The organism is Hamadaea sp. NPDC051192 (assembly GCF_040682475.1).
Taxonomy (GTDB): Bacteria; Actinomycetota; Actinomycetes; order Mycobacteriales; family Micromonosporaceae; genus Hamadaea; species Hamadaea flava.
Genome location: NZ_JBFBAZ010000035.1, coordinates 37,759 through 53,803, shown reverse-complemented (window position 1 = coordinate 53,803; position 16,045 = coordinate 37,759). Strand labels below are relative to the sequence as shown.

The following is a 16,045-nucleotide window of genomic DNA, read 5'->3' as shown; positions in this document are numbered from 1 at the left end:
GAGCGGACCGACGTCGGCGGGGAGATGGCGCCGACGCTTCCTTGGACACGGTACGCGGTGGGCGCACATCCGCACACCCGCCACGCCGCCAGAGTTCATGTTTTGGGGAATCGATCATGTATGGGGGTGATCGAGCCTGGATACGTGCACGTGACGCGCCGGTTGATCACGCACGCTAGTTCATGATCGTGCAGAAATGGCGGGGACGCGCGGAAGCGCGAGCGCCCGGAGATCAGGAGCGGGTGACTTTGACGACGATCTCCGAATCGGTGATCGAGGTGAGGTTGACGGTGAGCCCGCCGATGCTCGCCGAGGCGTCGCGCTGCACGGTGACCTGTTGACCGCCGACCTTGAGCGTGACGGAGTCGTCGTCGGCGCTGACCACCGAGATCTCGACGCCGAGCACGTTTATCTTGGCGTTGTCGGCGCTGCGATCGAAGGTGATCGTGCACTCGGATGTGCTGGGGCAGTTCGCCGACGCGTTCTCGGCCGAGCATCCGGCGAGCGTCGCGGGACCGGCTAGGCCCAGGGTGAGCAGGGCGGCAGCCGTCCAGCGAGAACCGCGCCGCAGCGATGCGATCATGTCTGCGATCATATTCGGCGAAACGGTGGGAGGGGTGCGAAAGCATGCTGGAGCAGGTCGAAACGATCGTTCGCGAGGTCGCCGAGGAGGTCGTGCTGCCGAAGTTCCGGTCGCTGACCGCCGGTGAGATCGAGGAGAAGTCGCCCGGTGAGCTGGTGACCGTGGCCGACCGTGCGAGCGAGGTGTTGCTCGCGAAGCGGCTTTCCGCACTGCTGCCGGAGGCCCAGATCGTCGGTGAGGAAGCGGTCGCGGCGGACCCGGGCGTACTCGATCGGCTGGCCGGGGACCGACCGGTGTGGTTGATCGACCCGGTCGACGGGACCAGCAACTTCGCAGCCGGCCGGGAGCCTTTCGGGATCATGGTCGCCCTGGTCCGATCGGGCCGACCGGTGCTCGGCGTGATCTACGAGCCCGTCCCGGGTGCGATGACCGTCGCCGAAGAGGGCTCGGGAACCTATGTGGATGGCGTGCGTACGCGCATGGGCACGGAACCGCTCACGCTCGGGGAGCTGCGGGGTGGCATTCTGACCCGATTCCTCCCCGACGGCGTACGCGAGCGGGTCGAGGCCGGGGTGTCCGGGTTGGGCGCCGCGCTGCCCGGCTTCCACTGCGCCGCCCACGAATACCGCGAGATCGTCACCGGTGGCGAGGAGTTCGCGTTCTTCTGGCGTAGCCTTCCGTGGGACCACGCCGCCGGCGCATTGATCGTCCGTGAGGCCGGTGGTGTCGCACGTCGCTTCGACGGCACGGATTATGTCGTCGGCGACGGCCGGACGGGTCTGCTCGCCGCTCGCGATCAACTGAGCTTCGAGCTGCTGCGGGAGGCACTTGTCGACGGGCTACCGTCACATTGGGTGACCGCCTGACGAGCGATCTGGGACTGCCAGGCGCCCAGCGCGGTCAGGTACGCTGTCCGGCGGTTTCCCCGACAGGTGACCCCCCACCTGCGGTGATGAAAGGAACCGACCGTGACTCTGGCGGCACTTCCACGTCGATGGCTGGCGCCGGTGCTGGCGCTCGTCGTGGCCGTGACGTTGTTCGTCACGCCTTCGGGCGCGTACGCCGAACCCGATGAGGGCGGCAACGCGACGCAGCTGATCCAGAACATCGAAGCGGCGTCGCGTGGCTACCTCGAAGCGCAGGACGGGCTGGAGGCGTCCCAGTACAAGCAGGCGGCGCTGCAGAAGGAGCTGGTCCAGGTCAACGCCGAGCTGACGCCGCTGCGCAAGGAGGTCGCCGCGATCGCGGTCGAGGCGTACACCAACGGGCGGCTCACCACGATCGGCGCGATGCTGTCGGCTTCCAGCTCCGACTCGTTCCTGGAACGGGCGACGATGCTGGAGGAGATGAACTATCGCGAGGACGACTCGCTGCGTAAGTTGACGCGGCTGGAGTCGAAGGCGAAGGCCGACAAGGAGGCCATCGACGCCGAGGCGGCGATCCAGAAGGCGCAGAAGGCCGAGATGAAGAAGCGGCTCGACGCGCTGGAGCTGACGCTGTCGAAGTCCGGCGGACGTAAGGCCGCGACCGGCTGGCTCAAGATCCCGGCGCCGAAGGCGATCCCGACCAAGCGCAACGCCGACGGCAGCCTTCCGTCGGAGAGCGCCAACGTCAAGGACCCGACCGGGACCGGTGGCAAGATCACGCCGCGGACGAAGCACGCCCTCGACGAGGCGAAGCGCGTCGGTTTCACCCGGTTCACCAAGTGCTGGCGTACGCAGAGCTGGGGCGAGCATCCCAAGGGCCGGGCCTGTGACTACTCGGTCAGTGTGGGCGGGTTCGAAGGCGTGCCCAATTCCTCCGAACGCATCTACGGCGACAAGCTGGCGGCGTTCTTCATCCAGAACGCGAGGGCGCTGGGCGTCCTCTACGTGATCTGGTACCGGATGATCTGGACGCCCGGCGCCGGCTGGCACAACTACAGCGGGTGCTGTGGGGCGGCGGCCGAGCATCAGAATCACGTCCACCTCTCCATGTACTGAGTTATGTCGGCGGCCCACATAGTGAGGCCGCCGCCGCCCACCTAACGTCTCCGGGCAACATCCCCGTAACAGTGGAGACGCTGATGAGCGCTACTTATACGCGGCGGTCGCTGACCGCGGCCGCGGTGCTGGCCGTCGCCGCCGCGGCGGTGGGCTGCTCCAGCCCGCAGGACGCCGCTTCGGGCGACCAGAACGCCCCGTTCAAGGTCGGCTTGGTCTACTCCCAGTCCGGCGCGCTGGCCAGCTACGGCCAGCAATACAAGGCCGGCTTCGCCGCCGGTCTGGCGTACGCGACCAACGGAACCGGCAAGGTCAACGGGCGGGCCGTCGAGGTCTCCGAGGCCGACGACGCCGGCGACCCGAACAAGGCGGTGTCGGCTGCCAAGGACATGATCGGCAAGGGCGTCAAGATCCTGGCCGGTTCGACGGCGTCCGGCGTCGCGTTGCAGGTCGCGCCGATCGCGGCGCAGAACAAGGTGCTTTTCGTCTCCGGACCGGCCGCCACCGACGGGGTCACCGGGGTCAACCGATACACGTTCCGCTCGGGCCGGCAGTCGTACCAGGACGTGCTGACCGCGAAGTCCTTCATCGGCGACGCGAGCGGCAAGAAGGTGCTGGTCTTCGCTCAGGACAGCGCGTTCGGCAAGGCCAACGAGGCGGCCGTCAAGGCGGTCATCGGCGGTGCGGGCGCGACGGTGAGCAGCATTCTCGTCCCGGCCACCGCGACGGACTTCACCCCGGCCGCCGTGCAGGCGAAGAACGCGAAGGCCGACCTGGTCTTCGTGGCCTGGGCGGGGACGACCGCGGGCGCGATGTGGCAGTCGCTGGACCAGCAGGGCGTCCTCGGCGCGACGCAGGTCGTCACCGGCCTGGACCAGAAGTCGACCTGGCCGACCTTCGGCGCCGCGGGCGGCAAGATCTCGTTCCTCTCGCACTACTTCGACGGTGCCGCGGACAACGCGGTCGCGAAGGCGGCCCGGGAGAAGGTCGGCGGCCCGCTCGACCTGTTCCACCCGGACGGCTTCACCGCCGCACAGCTGATCGTGCGGGCGCTCAGCGAGGGCGGCGACGACGTCGAGAAGCAGATCAAGGCCCTGGAGGGCTACAGCTTCGACGGCGTCAAGGGCAAGCTCACCGTCCGTGCCGAGGACCACGCGCTGCTGCAGCCGATGTTCCAGGTCAAGTTCGGCTCGGGCGGCCAGCCGGAGCTGATCAAGGCCGTGGACCCGCAGGACTGCGCGCCGCCCGCCGCCGCGATGAAGTCCTGATGTCCGACCACGTCGGTACCGGCCCGGCGGTCCTCGCGACCGCCGGGCTCACCTGGCGCATCGGCAACGCCACGATCGTCGACGGCGTGAGCCTCGACCTGCGCGCGGGAGAGTTCCTGGGCGTGATCGGGCCGAACGGCGCGGGCAAGACATCGCTCTTCAACTTGATCAGCGGGCTGCGCGCGGCCACGGCGGGCACCGTCGAACTCCTCGGCCACGACGTCACCCGGCTCGCTCCCCATCGCCGCGCGCGGCGCGGGCTCGGCCGCACGTTCCAAGCCTCGTCCGTCTTCGGTTCCCTGTCGGTACGCGAGAACGCGCGACTGGCGGCCCAAGCGCAGCACGGGGGTTCCCTGCACGCGTGGCGCAGCACGAAGGGGTTCCGGGCGGTCGCCGAGCGGGCGGACGAGTGCCTGGCCGCGGTCGGCCTGTCCAGCCGGGGCGAAGCCGTCGCCGGCACGCTGGCCCACGGCGAGAAGCGGAAGCTGGAGATCGCGTTGCTACTGGCCGGATCGCCCCGGGTGATGCTGCTGGACGAGCCGATGGCCGGGGTCGCCGCCGAGGACGTTCCCGACCTGGTCGAAGTCATCCGCGGCCTGACCGGCCACATCGGAGGGGCCGTCCTCATGGTGGAACACCACATGGAGGTCATCCTCGGGCTCGCCGACCGGCTCGCGGTGATGCATCACGGCGCGCTGCTGGCCTGCGACACCCCGGACGTGGTCATGGCGAATCCCGTCGTGCAGGAGGCGTACCTGGGGGAGGAGCTGTGAGTCTGCTCAAGGTCAGCGATCTAGCGGTCGTCCTGTCGGGGTTGAGCATCCTGCAAGGGGTCTCCTTCGACGTCGCGGACACCGGGGTCACCGTGCTGCTCGGCCGCAACGGCGTCGGTAAGACCACCACGCTTCGCGCGATCCTCGGCCTCGCGCCCGCCACCGGCTCGCTCACCTTCGACGGCGACGAGATCGTGGGGCGGCGCACCCACGAGTTGGTCCAGAAAGGACTCGGCTATGTGCCCGAGGACCGCTGCGTCTTCGCGGGGTTGACGGTCGCGGAGAATCTGCGGCTGGCCGAACGCACCAAGACTTCGGCGTACGACTTGGTCTTCGAGCTGTTCCCGGAGCTGAAGAAGCGCGCGAGCCAGAAGGCCGGCTCGCTGTCGGGCGGACAGCAGCAGATGCTGGCGCTCGGCCGGGTCCTGCTCACCGAGAACCGTCTGCTGCTGGTCGACGAACCCACGAAAGGCCTGGCCCCCAAGGTGGTCACGGAAGTGGCGGACGCGCTCGCGCGGGTCGCGGTCCGCGTCCCGATCCTGCTGGTCGAGCAGAATCTCGCGGTGGTACGCCGGCTGGCCGGTGACGCCGTGGTCCTCGCCGCGGGCCAGGTCGCCTGGACCGGCAGCGCGTCAGAGTTGCTCGGCGATCACGACCTCACCAAGTCCCTACTGGGTGTGGGCGCAACGGGGAGTCACGCATGAGCACCATTGTTCTGCTCGCGGTGACCGGACTGGGTCTGTCGGCGCTGTACTTCCTCATCGCCTCGGGCCTGTCGCTCGTCTTCGGGTTGGCCGACGTCCTCAACTTCGCGCACGGCTGGTTCCTCACCGTCGGGGCGTACGCCGCCTATTGGGCGACGCCGAAGGTGGGCTTCGCCGGGGGAGTGGTGGCGGGCGTACTGGCCGGTGCGGTGGTCGCCGCCCTCGTCGAGTTGGTCATGATCCGGCCCCTCTACCAGCGCACGATCGCCCAGGTGCTCGTCACCGTCGGGCTGTCCCTCGCCGGGGTGGCGTTGTTCCAGGCGTTGTTCAGCCCGGACGCGCGTACCTTCCCGAGTCCGAAATGGACGCAGCAGGTCGTGGACCTCCTCGGCGCCCGGGTCCCGGTCAAGTCGCTGCTGCTGATCGCGGGCGCGGTCGTGGTGCTCGCGGCGCTGCTCGCCTTCCTGCGGTGGACCCGGTACGGCCTGATCATCCGGGCCGGCGTGGAGAACCGGGAGATGGTGACCGCGCTGGGCATCGACGTCCGCAAGGCGTTCACCCTGGTCTTCGCGATCGGCGGCGCGGCGGCCGGGCTGGCCGGGGCGCTCAGCGGCGTCTACTTCGAGTCCGTGACCCCCACGGGCGGGGCCTCACTGCTGATCTTCGCCTTCATCGTGGTGGTGATCGGCGGCATGGGCTCCATCACCGGCTCGGCGGTCGCGGCAGTCGCCGTCGGCCTGCTCCAGCAGTTCGTGAACTACTACGGCTCAGCCGGGGCGGGCGACGTCTGCGCCGTGGCGCTGCTCGCGATCGTCCTCCTCGCCCGGCGGCAAACGAGGCAAGCATGATCTATCTGCGGAGATACTGGCCGATCGGCGCGGTCGCCGTCCTGGCGTTCCTCCCGTACGCCGGAATCAGCGTCCCCGGCGTCTTCGACGGTCCGCTGAACAGCCCGGGAACGCTGCAATTGCTGGCGTTGTGCCTGCTCTTCGGCGGGCTGGCGACCGGATACGACCTGCTCTTCGGGCGTACGGGGCTGCTCAGTTTCGGGCACGCGTTGTTCGTGGCGCTCGGGGCGTACGGGGCCGACGTGCTGATCGGCAAGGCGGGACTGCCGCTGGCGGTCGCCGCTCCGGCCGCGATCCTGCTCGGCACCACGGTCGCCGCGGCCGTCGGCGCGATCGCGTTGCGGGTCACCGGCATCGCCTTCGCCATGGTGACACTCGCCTTCGCCCAGGTCGGTGCCATTCTGGCGGCCCGGGACGCGTGGGGGCTCACCGGCGGCGACGAGGGACTGGCGCTGGACGTCTCCGGGTTGCCCTCGGGACTAGTCGGCGTCGTCAACACCTACAAGCTCTACTGGGTGAGCCTGGCGTACCTGGTGATCGTGATGATCGTGGTGCGGCGGACCGTGTCCTCGCCGACCGGCCGGGTGCTCGCGGGCCTACGGGACGACGAGCGGCGAGTGGGCGTGCTGGGCCTGAACCCCTACGTCTTCAAGCTTTTCGCCTTCGTCCTCGCGGGCGCGCTGGCCGCTGCGGGCGGCGTGGTGCATCTGCTGCTCGTGCAGGGGGCCGATCCCAAGATCGCCGGCAGTGAGCTGACGTTGTCGCTGCTCGTCATGGTGGTCCTCGGCGGCCCTGGTACGCGCTACGGCCCGCTCCTGGGCGGCGTGCTCTACACCTATCTGGACTATCGGCTCACCCACGTCGCGGGCGGGCTGCCCGGACCGTTGAAGCAGCCGCTGTTCGTGCTCGGCGTGATCTTCATCCTCGCCGTGTACTTCTTCCCCGGCGGCATCGCCCAACTCCGCCTGACCGCCCTCCGGACGGCCCTACGCCGCCCCGCAACCGCTCCCCGCTGACTCGTCGACGCTTCCCGTGAGCACTGGATCAGGGATCTGCCTGCGATCTTGGCCCAAGATCGCAGGCAGATCCCTGATCTGCTGGGAATGTGACCGCTACAGACCGGGGCCGTGGCCGGCCGGGATGCTGCCGAGGCGGCCGGCCTGGAAGTCCTCGAACGCCTGCATCAGCTCGGCCTTGGTGTTCATGACGAACGGCCCGTACGCCGCGATCGGCTCCCGGATCGGCCGGCCGCCCAGGATCAGGACGTCCAGCTTCGGGCTGCGCGACTCCTGCCGAGGCGCCGCCTCGATGGTCAGCGCTCCGCCGGCGCCGAAGACGGCCAGCTGACCGAGGCGTACCGGCTGCTTCTTCGCGCCCACGAAGCCGGAGCCGGCGAGCGTGTAGACGAGCGCGTTGAAGTCCTCCGGCCAGGGCAGCCGCAGCTGCGCGCCGGGCTCCAGGGTGGCGTGGATCAGCGAGATCGGCGTATGCGTGACGCCCGGCCCGGGGTGCCCGACCGACTGCACTCCTGGCGTCTCGGCCGAGGCCTCCCCGTCGAGGTCACCGGCGATGACCCGGATGAGCGAACCACCGTCCGGCGAGGTGAGCAGCGAGACCTGCCCGGCGCGGATGTCCTGGTAGCGCGGGTCGGCCATCTTGAGGCTGCGCGGCAGGTTCACCCAGAGCTGGAAGCCGTGGAAGAGACCGCCCGAGGCGACCAGCTCCTCCGGCGGCGCCTCGATGTGCAGCAGGCCGGAACCGGCTGTCATCCACTGGGTGTCGCCGTTGGTGATCAGGCCGCCGCCGCCGTTCGAGTCCTGGTGACGGAAGGTGCCGTCGAGGAGGTAGGTGACCGTCTCGAAGCCGCGGTGGGGGTGCCACGGGGTGCCCTTCGGCTCGCCCGGGGCGTACTCCACCTCGCCCATCTGGTCCATGTGGATGAAGGGGTCGAGGTGCTTGAGGTCCACACCCGCGAAAGCCCGGCGTACGGGGAAGCCCTCGCCCTCGAAACCGCTCGGGGCCGTCGTCACGGAGACGACCGAGCGCTCTTCCGCGGCGGGACCGGGGTCTGCCACTCGGGGCAGAACGAGCACATTGTCAACGGTGATGGCTGGCATGCGATCAGAGTAGCAGATAGTTGAACCATCAACTAGTGTCGCCTTCGCTATACGGTCGTTGACTGGGACGTGGCGATGCTCCCCCGTTTTGCATGGTTTGGCCGGTTTGTTCGGTCATTGGGCGTTGTCACGGTTCTCGCCGGTCTGGCGCTGAGCCCCGGGACGCTGAGTCCCGGGAGTGCGCTCGCCAAGCCGGGCAGCCCGCCCGGTCCGCCGGCCGGACTCACCCGAGAGCAGCTGATCGAGCGCATCAATCGGGCGTCCGGCCAGCTCGAAGGCGTGATCGAGCGGTACAACCAACTGCGCTCCGACCTGCAGACGACGGTCGCCCAGATCAACGTGCTCAAGCGGCAGATCGGGCCGCTGGAACGGCAGGTCGCCGATCGTCAGGCGAAGGTCGGCGTGATCGCGAGCGCGGCGTACACGACGGCGGGGTCGACCTCGTTCGCCGTGTTGTTGCACGCCGACTCCACGCGCGACGTGCTCGACCAGCTGATGGTGATCCAGCTGCTGGCGGACGACCAGCGCCGCGAGATCACTTCGCTGACGCGGTTGCGGCAGGAGTACATGGCGGCTCAGGAGACGCTGCGAACCCTGATCACGCAGGGCAGGGTGCAGCAGAAGGATCTCGCCACCAGTCGCGCCAAGATCGAATCGGATCTGGCGACCCTCCAGCGATGGCGTACGCACGCCTTCGGCCCATCGGGGTCGCCGCCGCACGCCAATGCCCGGGTCGGCTGGGTGAAGCCGGAGGTGACCGGCATCCCCGCGAGGATCCTGAACTTCGCGTTGGGGCAGCTGGGGAAGGCGTACCGGTGGGCCGGCTCGGGGCCGGACGGGTTCGACTGCTCCGGGCTGGTGCTCGCGGCGTACAAGCGGGTCGGCAAGGAGCTGCCGCACAACTCGGCCCGGCAGTACGACGTGGTCCGCAAGATCAAGCGGGATCAGCTGGAGCCGGGCGACCTGATCTTCTTCTACCGTGACCTGCACCATGTCGGGATCTACATCGGCGGCGACCGGATGGTGCACGCGCCGACCCCGGGGGAGAAGGTCCGCATCGACTTCTTCGACGATCTCCCGGTACGCGGCTACGGCCACGTCACCTAGTCTCCGGCAGACCGTAGATTAGGGGGATGACGTGGGAAGAGGCCGCCGCTGAGCTGCGGGACGCGCTCCTAAGCGAGGATCTGATCCGGGCGGTCGCGAACACTGGTTCGCAGCGGCTGACCGTGCGGCCGATCACGGTCAAATCCGGTCCGGCTCTCCAGATCGTCATCGAGGACGGCGTACGCCCGACGACCAAGACGGTCCCGGTCACCACGGACTCCGTCGAGCCGATCCTCGACGAGCGCTACCGGAACTGGCATGTCGAGACGGCCCGGCAGACCGTGAAGGTGCAGATCAGCAAGAAGGGCCGGGTGCTGCTCTCCCATGGCGCCCCGCCGGCGGTGGTTCCGGAGCGCGCCGGCCATGATCGGGAGAAGCGGCATCTGCTCGATCCGGGTGACCCGCTGTTCGACGTGATCGGCGGCGACGCTCGCAAGCGACGGCAGGTCGACGCCTTTCTCCGGGCGCTCGACGCCACTCTGCCGGCCGAGGTGCCCGACAAGCTTCGGGTGGTGGATCTCGGCTGCGGCAACGCGTACCTCACCTTCGCGGCGTACCGCTATCTGACCGGACGCGGCCTGGACGTGCACCTGACCGGTGTGGACGTGCGGGAGGACCAGCGGGAGCGCAACACGCGGCTGGCCCGGGAGCTGGGCTTCGCCGATATCGACTTCGTCGCGGGCACGATCCTGGACGCGCAGGTCGGCGGGCCGGTGGACGTGGTGCTGGCGCTGCACGCCTGTGACACCGCCACTGATGAGGCCCTGGCACGGGCGGTCGAGTGGGACGCGCGCTGGATTCTGGCCGCGCCTTGTTGCCACAAGGACATCTCCCGCCAACTCCGCGAGCACCAGCCGACCAGGCCCGAGGCCACTGCGCTGACCCGATCCGGGATCCTGCGCGAGCGCTTCGCCGACGTGCTGACCGACGCCCTGCGGTCGTCGATCCTCCGCGAGCACGGGTACGCCGTCGACGTCGTGGAGTTCGTCGACTCCGCGCACACGCCGCGGAACCTTCTGCTGAAGGCGGTACGCGGGAACCCCGAAAGCGCGGGAAGCGACTATCAGGCGTTGGTGTCCGAATGGGGTGTGCGCCCTCACCTCGCGGAGCTGTTGCACCAGATACCCTAGGGGGGTATGGTCGAGGCATGACGGAAACAACTGCCCTCGACAACCACGGGCACAGCTACAGCGCGGCCGAGGACAAGCAGGCCCTGCTCAGCCGGCTGCGTCGGGTCGAAGGCCAGGTGCGCGGCATTCAGCGCATGGTCGAGCAGGACACCTACTGCATCGACGTGCTGACCCAGATCTCGGCAGCCACGAAAGCGCTGCAGGCGGTCGCGGTCGGCCTTCTGGAGGACCACCTCGGGCACTGCGTCGTGCAGGCCGCCCGTGACGGTGATCCGACGGCCAAGGTCAAGGAGGCGAGCGACGCGATCGCCCGCCTGGTCCGCTAGCGCGACAGCGCTTCCGCAACGAGGAGAGCCACCATGTCTGTCGAGACGACCTATCAGATCAAGGGCATGACCTGCGGCCACTGCGCCCAGGCGGTGACCGGCGAGCTGACCCTGCTGCCGGGCGTACGCACCGTCGAGGTCGACGTGCCGGGCGGCGTCGCCAAGGTGAACAGCGACGCGCCGCTGGCCCTGGACGAGGTGCGTACCGCCGTCGACGAGGCCGGCTACGAGCTGGTCGGGATCGATGGCTGACACCCAGACCCGGGTGAACAAGGCCCGCCCGCGGACCGCCGACGCCGGTGGCCTGCGGGTGGGCGTCATCGTCGGCGGCCTGGTCGTCGCCTTGATCGCCGGGTTCGCCCTCGGCAAGGCGATGGATTCGTCGTCGGCCTCCGGCGGCACTCCGGCCGGAGCGACGCCGACCTTCAACGAAGCCAGTCCGCATACGCACGCGGTGACGGGCATGACCGGCAGCGAGGTCGGCGGACTGTCGATCAACGCGGCCGGCTACACGCTCGTGCCGAAGCAGACCGCGTTCAAGGTGGGCGTACAGGACTTCCGGTTCCTCGTGACCGGACCGGATCGCAAGCCCGTGTCGACCTTCGCGGTCGTCCACGACCGGCCGTTGCACTTCGTGCTGGCGCGCCGGGACCTGTCCGGCTACCAGCATCTCCATCCGACGATGGCGCCGGACGGAACCTGGTCGGTCCAGCTGAACCTGGCCCAGCCCGGGATCTGGCGGGCGATCGCCGACTTCACGGCGATCGGCGCGGCCGGGGCGCAGACCGCGATCACGCTCGGCACCGACCTCACCGTGGCCGGTTCCTACCAGCCGACCGCCGTTCCAGCGGTGGCGCGGCAGGTGGCCGTCGACGGCTACACCGTGGCGTACGAGGGGACGATGCAGATCGGCGCGACCGCGCCGCTGCTGTTCCGGGTGTACGCCGACGGCAAGCCCGTCACGGTCGACCCCTACCTCGGCAGCTACGGCCACCTCGTCTTCCTGCGCGAGCTGGACCTCGCGTACGTGCACACCCATCCGGAGACACAGCTCCAGGGTGGTGCGGTGAAATTTTGGGCAGCCGTGCCCAGCACCGGGACGTACCGGATGTTCTTCGACTTCCAGGTGAGCGGCAAGGTTCACACCGCCGCGTTCACGCTGGACTTCGGGAACTGACCGTCGTCCGCCCAAACCGACCGGATTGGGAGGACACCATGCAACCGCGGAACGCTGCCCGCAGCGTCAACGACCTCAGTGTCATCGAGCTGAGCATCGGCGGGATGACCTGCGCCACCTGCGCCGGCCGCGTCGAGAAGAAGCTCAACAAGCTGCCCGGCGTGACCGCGTCGGTGAACTTCGCGACCGAGACCGCGCACGTCTCGTACGAGCCGGCGGTGACCGTGGACGACCTGGTCGCGACGGTCGTGGCGACCGGATACACGGCGACGCCGCCGGAGCCCGAGGTCGCCGAACCGGCCGACACCGCCGAGACGCCCGAGCACGACCCGCTGTTCCAGCGACTCGTCGGCAGCATCGCGCTGTCGATCCCGGTCGTGCTGCTCTCGATGATCCCGGCCCTCCAGTTCCCCAACTGGCAGTGGGCCGCGCTCACCCTGGCCGCCCCCGTCGTGACCTGGGGCGCCTGGCCGTTCCACCGCGCGGCGCTGCTCAACGCGCGCCACGCCACGGCCACCATGGACACCCTGATCAGCCTCGGTGTCGCCGCGTCCTTCCTGTGGAGCCTCTACGCGCTCTTCGTCGGCGACGCGGGGATGACCGGGATGAGGATGCGGCTCGACTTGTTCGCCGGGTCCGTCACCGAACAGCACCTCTACCTTGAGGTCGGCGCCGCGCTGACCACGTTCCTGCTGGCCGGGCGCTGGTTCGAGCACCGGGCGAAGCGTACTGCCGGTTCGGCGTTGCGTGCCCTGCTCCACCTCGGCGCGAAGCAGGCCACCCTGCTGGTCGACGGCAAGGAGCGGACGGTCCCGGCCGCCCAGCTCAAGGTCGGCGACGTCTTCGTCGTCCGGCCCGGCGAGAAGATCGCCACCGACGGCGTCGTCGTCGAGGGCGCCAGCGCGGTCGACGCCAGCATGCTCACCGGCGAGAGCGTCCCGGTCGAGGTCGGGCCGGGGTCCGACGTGGTCGGCGCGACCGTCAACGCGGGCGGGCGGCTCATCGTCCGGGCCACGCGGGTCGGCGCCGACACCCAGCTCGCCCAGATCGCCAAGCTGGTCACCGAGGCCCAGTCGGGCAAGGCACCGGTCCAGCGGCTCGCCGACCGGATCAGCGCCGTCTTCGTCCCGGCCGTCATCCTCATCGCGCTCGGCACGTTCGTCGGCTGGCTCGCGGTCACCGGCAACGTCACGGCCGCGTTCACCGCGGCGGTCGCCGTCCTGATCGTCGCCTGCCCGTGCGCGCTCGGCCTGGCCACGCCGACCGCGCTGCTCGTCGGCACCGGGCGCGGCGCGCAGCTCGGCGTACTGATCCGCGGGCCGGAGGTCCTCGAATCCACCCGCCGCGTCGACACGATCCTGCTCGACAAGACCGGCACGGTCACCACGGGTGTCATGGCCCTCGCCGGCCTCTCGCCCGCCGAGGGGTTCACCGCCGAGAAGCTCCTCTGGTACGCCGGAAGCCTGGAACAGGCCAGTGAGCACCCCATCGCGCGAGCCGTCGCGGCAGCGACCCCGGACCTGTCCGGAGTGGCCGACTTCACGGCGTTGCCCGGGCTCGGGGCGTCGGGTGTGGTCGACGGCCGGACGGTCCTCGTCGGCCGGGCCGCGCTGTTGTCCGACAACGGCGTGACGGTGCCCGAAGGGGGCGCGCGCGAGGACATGACCTCGGTCGCCGTCGCCGTCGACGGGATCTTCGCGGGTTGGGTCTACGTCGCCGACACGGTCAAGCCGACCTCGGCCGCCGCGATCGCGGCGCTGCGCCAGGAAGGCCTGCGTCCAGTGCTGCTCACGGGCGACGCGGCCGGTCCGGCTCGCCTCGTCGCCGAGCAGGTCGGCATCCCCGCCGAGGATGTGGTGGCGGGCGTACTGCCGGCGGGGAAGGTCGACGCGGTCCGGGAACTCCAGCAGCGTGGCGCCGTCGTCGCGATGGTCGGCGACGGGGTCAACGACGCCGCCGCCCTGGCCGCGGCCGACCTCGGCCTCGCGATGGGCACCGGCACCGACGCCGCGATCGAGGCGGCCGACCTGACGCTGGTCCGGGGCGACCTCACGGCCACCGTGGACGCGATCCGGCTGTCGCGGGCGACCCTGCGCAACATCAAGCAGAACCTGTTCTGGGCGTTCGCGTACAACCTGGTGTTGATCCCGCTGGCCGCCCTCGGCCTGGTGACGCCGGTGCTGGCCGGGCTGGCGATGGCCTTCAGCAGCATCTTCGTGGTGCTGAACAGCCTGCGCCTGTTCCGGTTCAAGAGTGACAGCCGCGGCTACTCGCGGGGCGGCTCGGCGGCCGCCGCGTAAGTCGTCGCCAGGCTGCTCAGCAGCTCGCGAAGCTCGGGCGGGTTGACCGCGGTGAACCCGACCCCGAGCTTCGTGACGAAGGTGACCAGGCCGAGCAGCGAACCCGTGCCGGTCTGGAAGAGGCAGGTCTGCTCGTCGATCGGGACGAGGAGGCCTGCCTCCGGCGGTATCCGGCCGGCCAGCGCCGCCGCCGGCGCGTGCAGTCGCACCTCCGCCTGATACGGCCAGGCCAGCGACCCCACCCCACGGCGTACGCGGTCGGTCGCCTCCTCGTCGGTCAGCTCGCGCGGCGTGAACCGGGGACCGGCCGGTGGCCGGGGCGTGATCCGATCCGCCCGGAAGGTACGCCAGTCGTCCCGGTCGAGGTCCCAGGCCAGCAGGTACCACCGCTGTCCGGTGTAGACGAGCCGCTGCGGCTCCACGGTCCGGGTGGTGTCGCCGGAGTGCCCGGTGTAGTCGAACCGCAGCCGCTCATGGTCGCGGATCGCGGCGGCGACGATCGTCAGGTTCTGCGGGTCCACCGCCGGTCCGCCGCCCGCCGCGAACACGGTCGCCCGGCGTACGGCGTCGACCCGGCCGCGCAGCCGGGTCGGCAGGGTCTGCTGAAGCTTCGCCAGGGCGCGTACCGACGGCTCCTCGATCCCCGCGACCGAACCCGCGGCGGCGGCGCTGAGCCCGACCGCGACGGCCACCGCCTCCTCGTCGTCCAGCAGCAGCGGCGGCACGGTCTTGCCGGGGCTGAGCCGGTAGCCGCCGGTGATCCCGGTGCTGGAGTGGATCTCATAGCCGAGGATGCGCAGCCGCTCGACGTCGTTGCGTACGGTCCGGCCGGTGACCTCCAGGCGGGCGGACAGCTCCGCGCCGGACCAGTCGCGGCGCGATTGCAGCAGGGCCAGCAACCGCAGAAGTCGGACCGAAGTCTCCAGCATTGAGGAATCATACGTTCCACAAGGCCTTCTAACCTGGTATCCATGAGCACACTTCGCGGACTCGCCACCATCAGCCTCTTCGCCGACGACCTCGACGCCGCCGCCCAGTGGTACGCCGACCTGCTCGGCGTGGAGCCCTACTTCTCGCGGGACGGCTACCGGGAGTTCCGCATCGGCGACTACCAGCACGAGCTGGGCATCATCGACAGGCGCTTCGGCCCGCCCGCCGGTACGCCGAGCGGCGTGATCGCGTACTGGCACGTCGACGACCTCGACGGAGTCTTCGCCCGGCTGCTGGCCATGGGCGCGACCGAATACCAAGGCGTACGCGAGTGGGGTCCGGGCTTCGTCACGGCGTCGGTCGTCGACCCGTTCGGCAACATCCTTGGCGTCATGTCGAACAAGCACTACGTCGAGATCCTGTCGTCCATGGGCGGTGCGGCGTGAATCCGCTGATCTTCGTCGACGCGGACGCGTTCGCCGGCTGGCTCGACGAGCACCACGCCGAGGCGGAGGCGATCTGGCTGAAGATCGCCAAGAAAGGCTCGGCGCACCGCACGTTGTCGAACATGGACGCGGTCGAGGTCGGGCTCTGCTACGGCTGGATCAGCAGCCACCGCAAGCCGCTCGACCAGGACTTCTTCCTCCAGCGGTATTCGCGGCGGCGACCCCGGAGCCCGTGGTCGCAGGTCAACAAGGACCTCGTTGCGAAGCTGACCGCCGAAGGCCGCATGCGGCCGCCCGGCCAGGCCGAGGTCGACGCCGCCCAGGCCGACGGACGGTGGCCCAGTTGAGGGCGGC

Annotated in this window: 18 protein-coding genes; 15 read left to right on the top strand and 3 right to left on the bottom strand. The window is 69.7% G+C overall.

Translation table 11 applies throughout. The features are described from left to right. Positions 1–232 precede the first annotated feature (232 nt). The gene (locus tag AB0M47_RS17465) at positions 233–583 is read right to left on the bottom strand and encodes a hypothetical protein (RefSeq protein WP_363414271.1); all 351 of its coding nucleotides are present in this window, start codon (positions 581–583) and stop codon (positions 233–235) included. 44 nt (positions 584–627) lie between these two features. Here AB0M47_RS17465 and AB0M47_RS17460 point away from each other — a divergent pair, with 44 nt between their 5' ends. The 7 genes from AB0M47_RS17460 (at position 628) to AB0M47_RS17430 (ending at position 7,174) form a co-directional block, all read left to right on the top strand. Continuing rightward, positions 628–1,449 (top strand): inositol monophosphatase family protein, encoded by an 822-nt coding sequence (locus tag AB0M47_RS17460; protein WP_363414268.1) that lies wholly within the window; start codon positions 628–630, stop codon positions 1,447–1,449. 102 nt (positions 1,450–1,551) lie between these two features. Further along, on the top strand, positions 1,552–2,565 hold the full coding sequence (locus AB0M47_RS17455) for a hypothetical protein (RefSeq protein ID WP_363414266.1): 1,014 nt from the start codon (positions 1,552–1,554) through the stop codon (positions 2,563–2,565). An 83-nt stretch (positions 2,566–2,648) separates the two neighbouring features. Next, on the top strand, positions 2,649–3,833 hold the full coding sequence (locus AB0M47_RS17450) for a substrate-binding domain-containing protein (RefSeq protein WP_363414263.1): 1,185 nt from the start codon (positions 2,649–2,651) through the stop codon (positions 3,831–3,833). Beyond that, a complete protein-coding gene (locus AB0M47_RS17445; RefSeq protein WP_363414260.1) occupies positions 3,833–4,606 on the top strand; it encodes an ABC transporter ATP-binding protein in 774 nt (257 codons plus the stop codon). Before AB0M47_RS17450 ends, AB0M47_RS17445 begins: the two co-directional genes overlap by 1 nt. After that, the gene (locus tag AB0M47_RS17440) at positions 4,603–5,310 is read left to right on the top strand and encodes an ABC transporter ATP-binding protein (protein ID WP_363414257.1); all 708 of its coding nucleotides are present in this window, start codon (positions 4,603–4,605) and stop codon (positions 5,308–5,310) included. Before AB0M47_RS17445 ends, AB0M47_RS17440 begins: the two co-directional genes overlap by 4 nt. Continuing rightward, entirely contained in the window at positions 5,307–6,158 is an 852-nt protein-coding gene (locus tag AB0M47_RS17435; protein WP_363414254.1) for a branched-chain amino acid ABC transporter permease, read from the top strand. Before AB0M47_RS17440 ends, AB0M47_RS17435 begins: the two co-directional genes overlap by 4 nt. Continuing rightward, a complete protein-coding gene (locus AB0M47_RS17430; protein ID WP_363414251.1) occupies positions 6,155–7,174 on the top strand; it encodes a branched-chain amino acid ABC transporter permease in 1,020 nt (339 codons plus the stop codon). The genes AB0M47_RS17435 and AB0M47_RS17430 overlap by 4 nt, the downstream gene beginning before the upstream one ends. A 96-nt stretch (positions 7,175–7,270) precedes the next feature. Here AB0M47_RS17430 and AB0M47_RS17425 read toward each other — a convergent pair whose 3' ends face one another. Beyond that, positions 7,271–8,275: a pirin family protein gene (locus AB0M47_RS17425; protein WP_363414248.1), complete on the bottom strand. Its 1,005-nt coding sequence runs from the start codon at positions 8,273–8,275 to the stop codon at positions 7,271–7,273. 117 nt (positions 8,276–8,392) lie between these two features. On the opposite strand from AB0M47_RS17425, the gene AB0M47_RS17420 reads away from it, so the two are divergent. The 6 genes from AB0M47_RS17420 to AB0M47_RS17395 are packed head-to-tail and all read left to right on the top strand — an operon-like array spanning position 8,393 to position 14,315. Further along, positions 8,393–9,382: an NlpC/P60 family protein gene (locus AB0M47_RS17420; RefSeq protein ID WP_363414245.1), complete on the top strand. Its 990-nt coding sequence runs from the start codon at positions 8,393–8,395 to the stop codon at positions 9,380–9,382. Positions 9,383–9,408: 26 nt separating this feature from the next. After that, positions 9,409–10,512: an SAM-dependent methyltransferase gene (locus AB0M47_RS17415; RefSeq protein WP_363414242.1), complete on the top strand. Its 1,104-nt coding sequence runs from the start codon at positions 9,409–9,411 to the stop codon at positions 10,510–10,512. A 17-nt stretch (positions 10,513–10,529) separates the two neighbouring features. Beyond that, positions 10,530–10,838, top strand: a complete 309-nt coding sequence (locus AB0M47_RS17410) for a metal-sensitive transcriptional regulator (RefSeq protein ID WP_253759776.1) — start codon at positions 10,530–10,532, stop codon at positions 10,836–10,838. 33 nt (positions 10,839–10,871) lie between these two features. Beyond that, complete coding sequence (locus AB0M47_RS17405; RefSeq protein ID WP_253759778.1) at positions 10,872–11,090, top strand: heavy-metal-associated domain-containing protein; 219 nt, start codon at positions 10,872–10,874, stop codon at positions 11,088–11,090. Then, positions 11,083–12,015 carry a hypothetical protein gene (locus AB0M47_RS17400; protein ID WP_363414237.1) on the top strand — a complete coding sequence of 311 codons (933 nt, stop codon included), beginning with the start codon at positions 11,083–11,085 and terminating at the stop codon, positions 12,013–12,015. The genes AB0M47_RS17405 and AB0M47_RS17400 overlap by 8 nt, the downstream gene beginning before the upstream one ends. 38 nt (positions 12,016–12,053) lie before the next feature. Further along, entirely contained in the window at positions 12,054–14,315 is a 2,262-nt protein-coding gene (locus AB0M47_RS17395) for a heavy metal translocating P-type ATPase (RefSeq protein WP_363414234.1), read from the top strand. Here the strand turns inward: AB0M47_RS17395 and AB0M47_RS17390 are convergent. Next, complete coding sequence (locus AB0M47_RS17390) at positions 14,282–15,244, bottom strand: WYL domain-containing protein (RefSeq protein WP_363414231.1); 963 nt, start codon at positions 15,242–15,244, stop codon at positions 14,282–14,284. The genes AB0M47_RS17395 and AB0M47_RS17390 overlap by 34 nt on opposite strands. A gap of 42 nt (positions 15,245–15,286) precedes the next feature. Here AB0M47_RS17390 and AB0M47_RS17385 point away from each other — a divergent pair, with 42 nt between their 5' ends. After that, positions 15,287–15,691: a VOC family protein gene (locus tag AB0M47_RS17385; RefSeq protein WP_363414228.1), complete on the top strand. Its 405-nt coding sequence runs from the start codon at positions 15,287–15,289 to the stop codon at positions 15,689–15,691. Continuing rightward, positions 15,688–16,038, top strand: a complete 351-nt coding sequence (locus AB0M47_RS17380) for a hypothetical protein (protein ID WP_363414226.1) — start codon at positions 15,688–15,690, stop codon at positions 16,036–16,038. Before AB0M47_RS17385 ends, AB0M47_RS17380 begins: the two co-directional genes overlap by 4 nt. Positions 16,039–16,045 lie beyond the last annotated feature (7 nt).

What these genes read in the sequence shown, in the direction of transcription:
- AB0M47_RS17465 (WP_363414271.1), bottom strand. Translation starts at nt 583, where the DNA reads ATGATCGCATCGCTGCGGCGCGGTTCTCGCTGGACGGCTGCCGCCCTG.
- AB0M47_RS17460 (WP_363414268.1), top strand. Translation starts at nt 628, where the DNA reads ATGCTGGAGCAGGTCGAAACGATCGTTCGCGAGGTCGCCGAGGAGGTC.
- AB0M47_RS17450 (WP_363414263.1), top strand. Translation starts at nt 2,649, where the DNA reads ATGAGCGCTACTTATACGCGGCGGTCGCTGACCGCGGCCGCGGTGCTG.
- AB0M47_RS17445 (WP_363414260.1), top strand. Translation starts at nt 3,833, where the DNA reads ATGTCCGACCACGTCGGTACCGGCCCGGCGGTCCTCGCGACCGCCGGG.
- AB0M47_RS17435 (WP_363414254.1), top strand. Translation starts at nt 5,307, where the DNA reads ATGAGCACCATTGTTCTGCTCGCGGTGACCGGACTGGGTCTGTCGGCG.
- AB0M47_RS17430 (WP_363414251.1), top strand. Translation starts at nt 6,155, where the DNA reads ATGATCTATCTGCGGAGATACTGGCCGATCGGCGCGGTCGCCGTCCTG.
- AB0M47_RS17425 (WP_363414248.1), bottom strand. Translation starts at nt 8,275, where the DNA reads ATGCCAGCCATCACCGTTGACAATGTGCTCGTTCTGCCCCGAGTGGCA.
- AB0M47_RS17415 (WP_363414242.1), top strand. Translation starts at nt 9,409, where the DNA reads ATGACGTGGGAAGAGGCCGCCGCTGAGCTGCGGGACGCGCTCCTAAGC.
- AB0M47_RS17410 (WP_253759776.1), top strand. Translation starts at nt 10,530, where the DNA reads ATGACGGAAACAACTGCCCTCGACAACCACGGGCACAGCTACAGCGCG.
- AB0M47_RS17405 (WP_253759778.1), top strand. Translation starts at nt 10,872, where the DNA reads ATGTCTGTCGAGACGACCTATCAGATCAAGGGCATGACCTGCGGCCAC.
- AB0M47_RS17400 (WP_363414237.1), top strand. Translation starts at nt 11,083, where the DNA reads ATGGCTGACACCCAGACCCGGGTGAACAAGGCCCGCCCGCGGACCGCC.
- AB0M47_RS17395 (WP_363414234.1), top strand. Translation starts at nt 12,054, where the DNA reads ATGCAACCGCGGAACGCTGCCCGCAGCGTCAACGACCTCAGTGTCATC.
- AB0M47_RS17390 (WP_363414231.1), bottom strand. Translation starts at nt 15,244, where the DNA reads ATGCTGGAGACTTCGGTCCGACTTCTGCGGTTGCTGGCCCTGCTGCAA.
- AB0M47_RS17385 (WP_363414228.1), top strand. Translation starts at nt 15,287, where the DNA reads ATGAGCACACTTCGCGGACTCGCCACCATCAGCCTCTTCGCCGACGAC.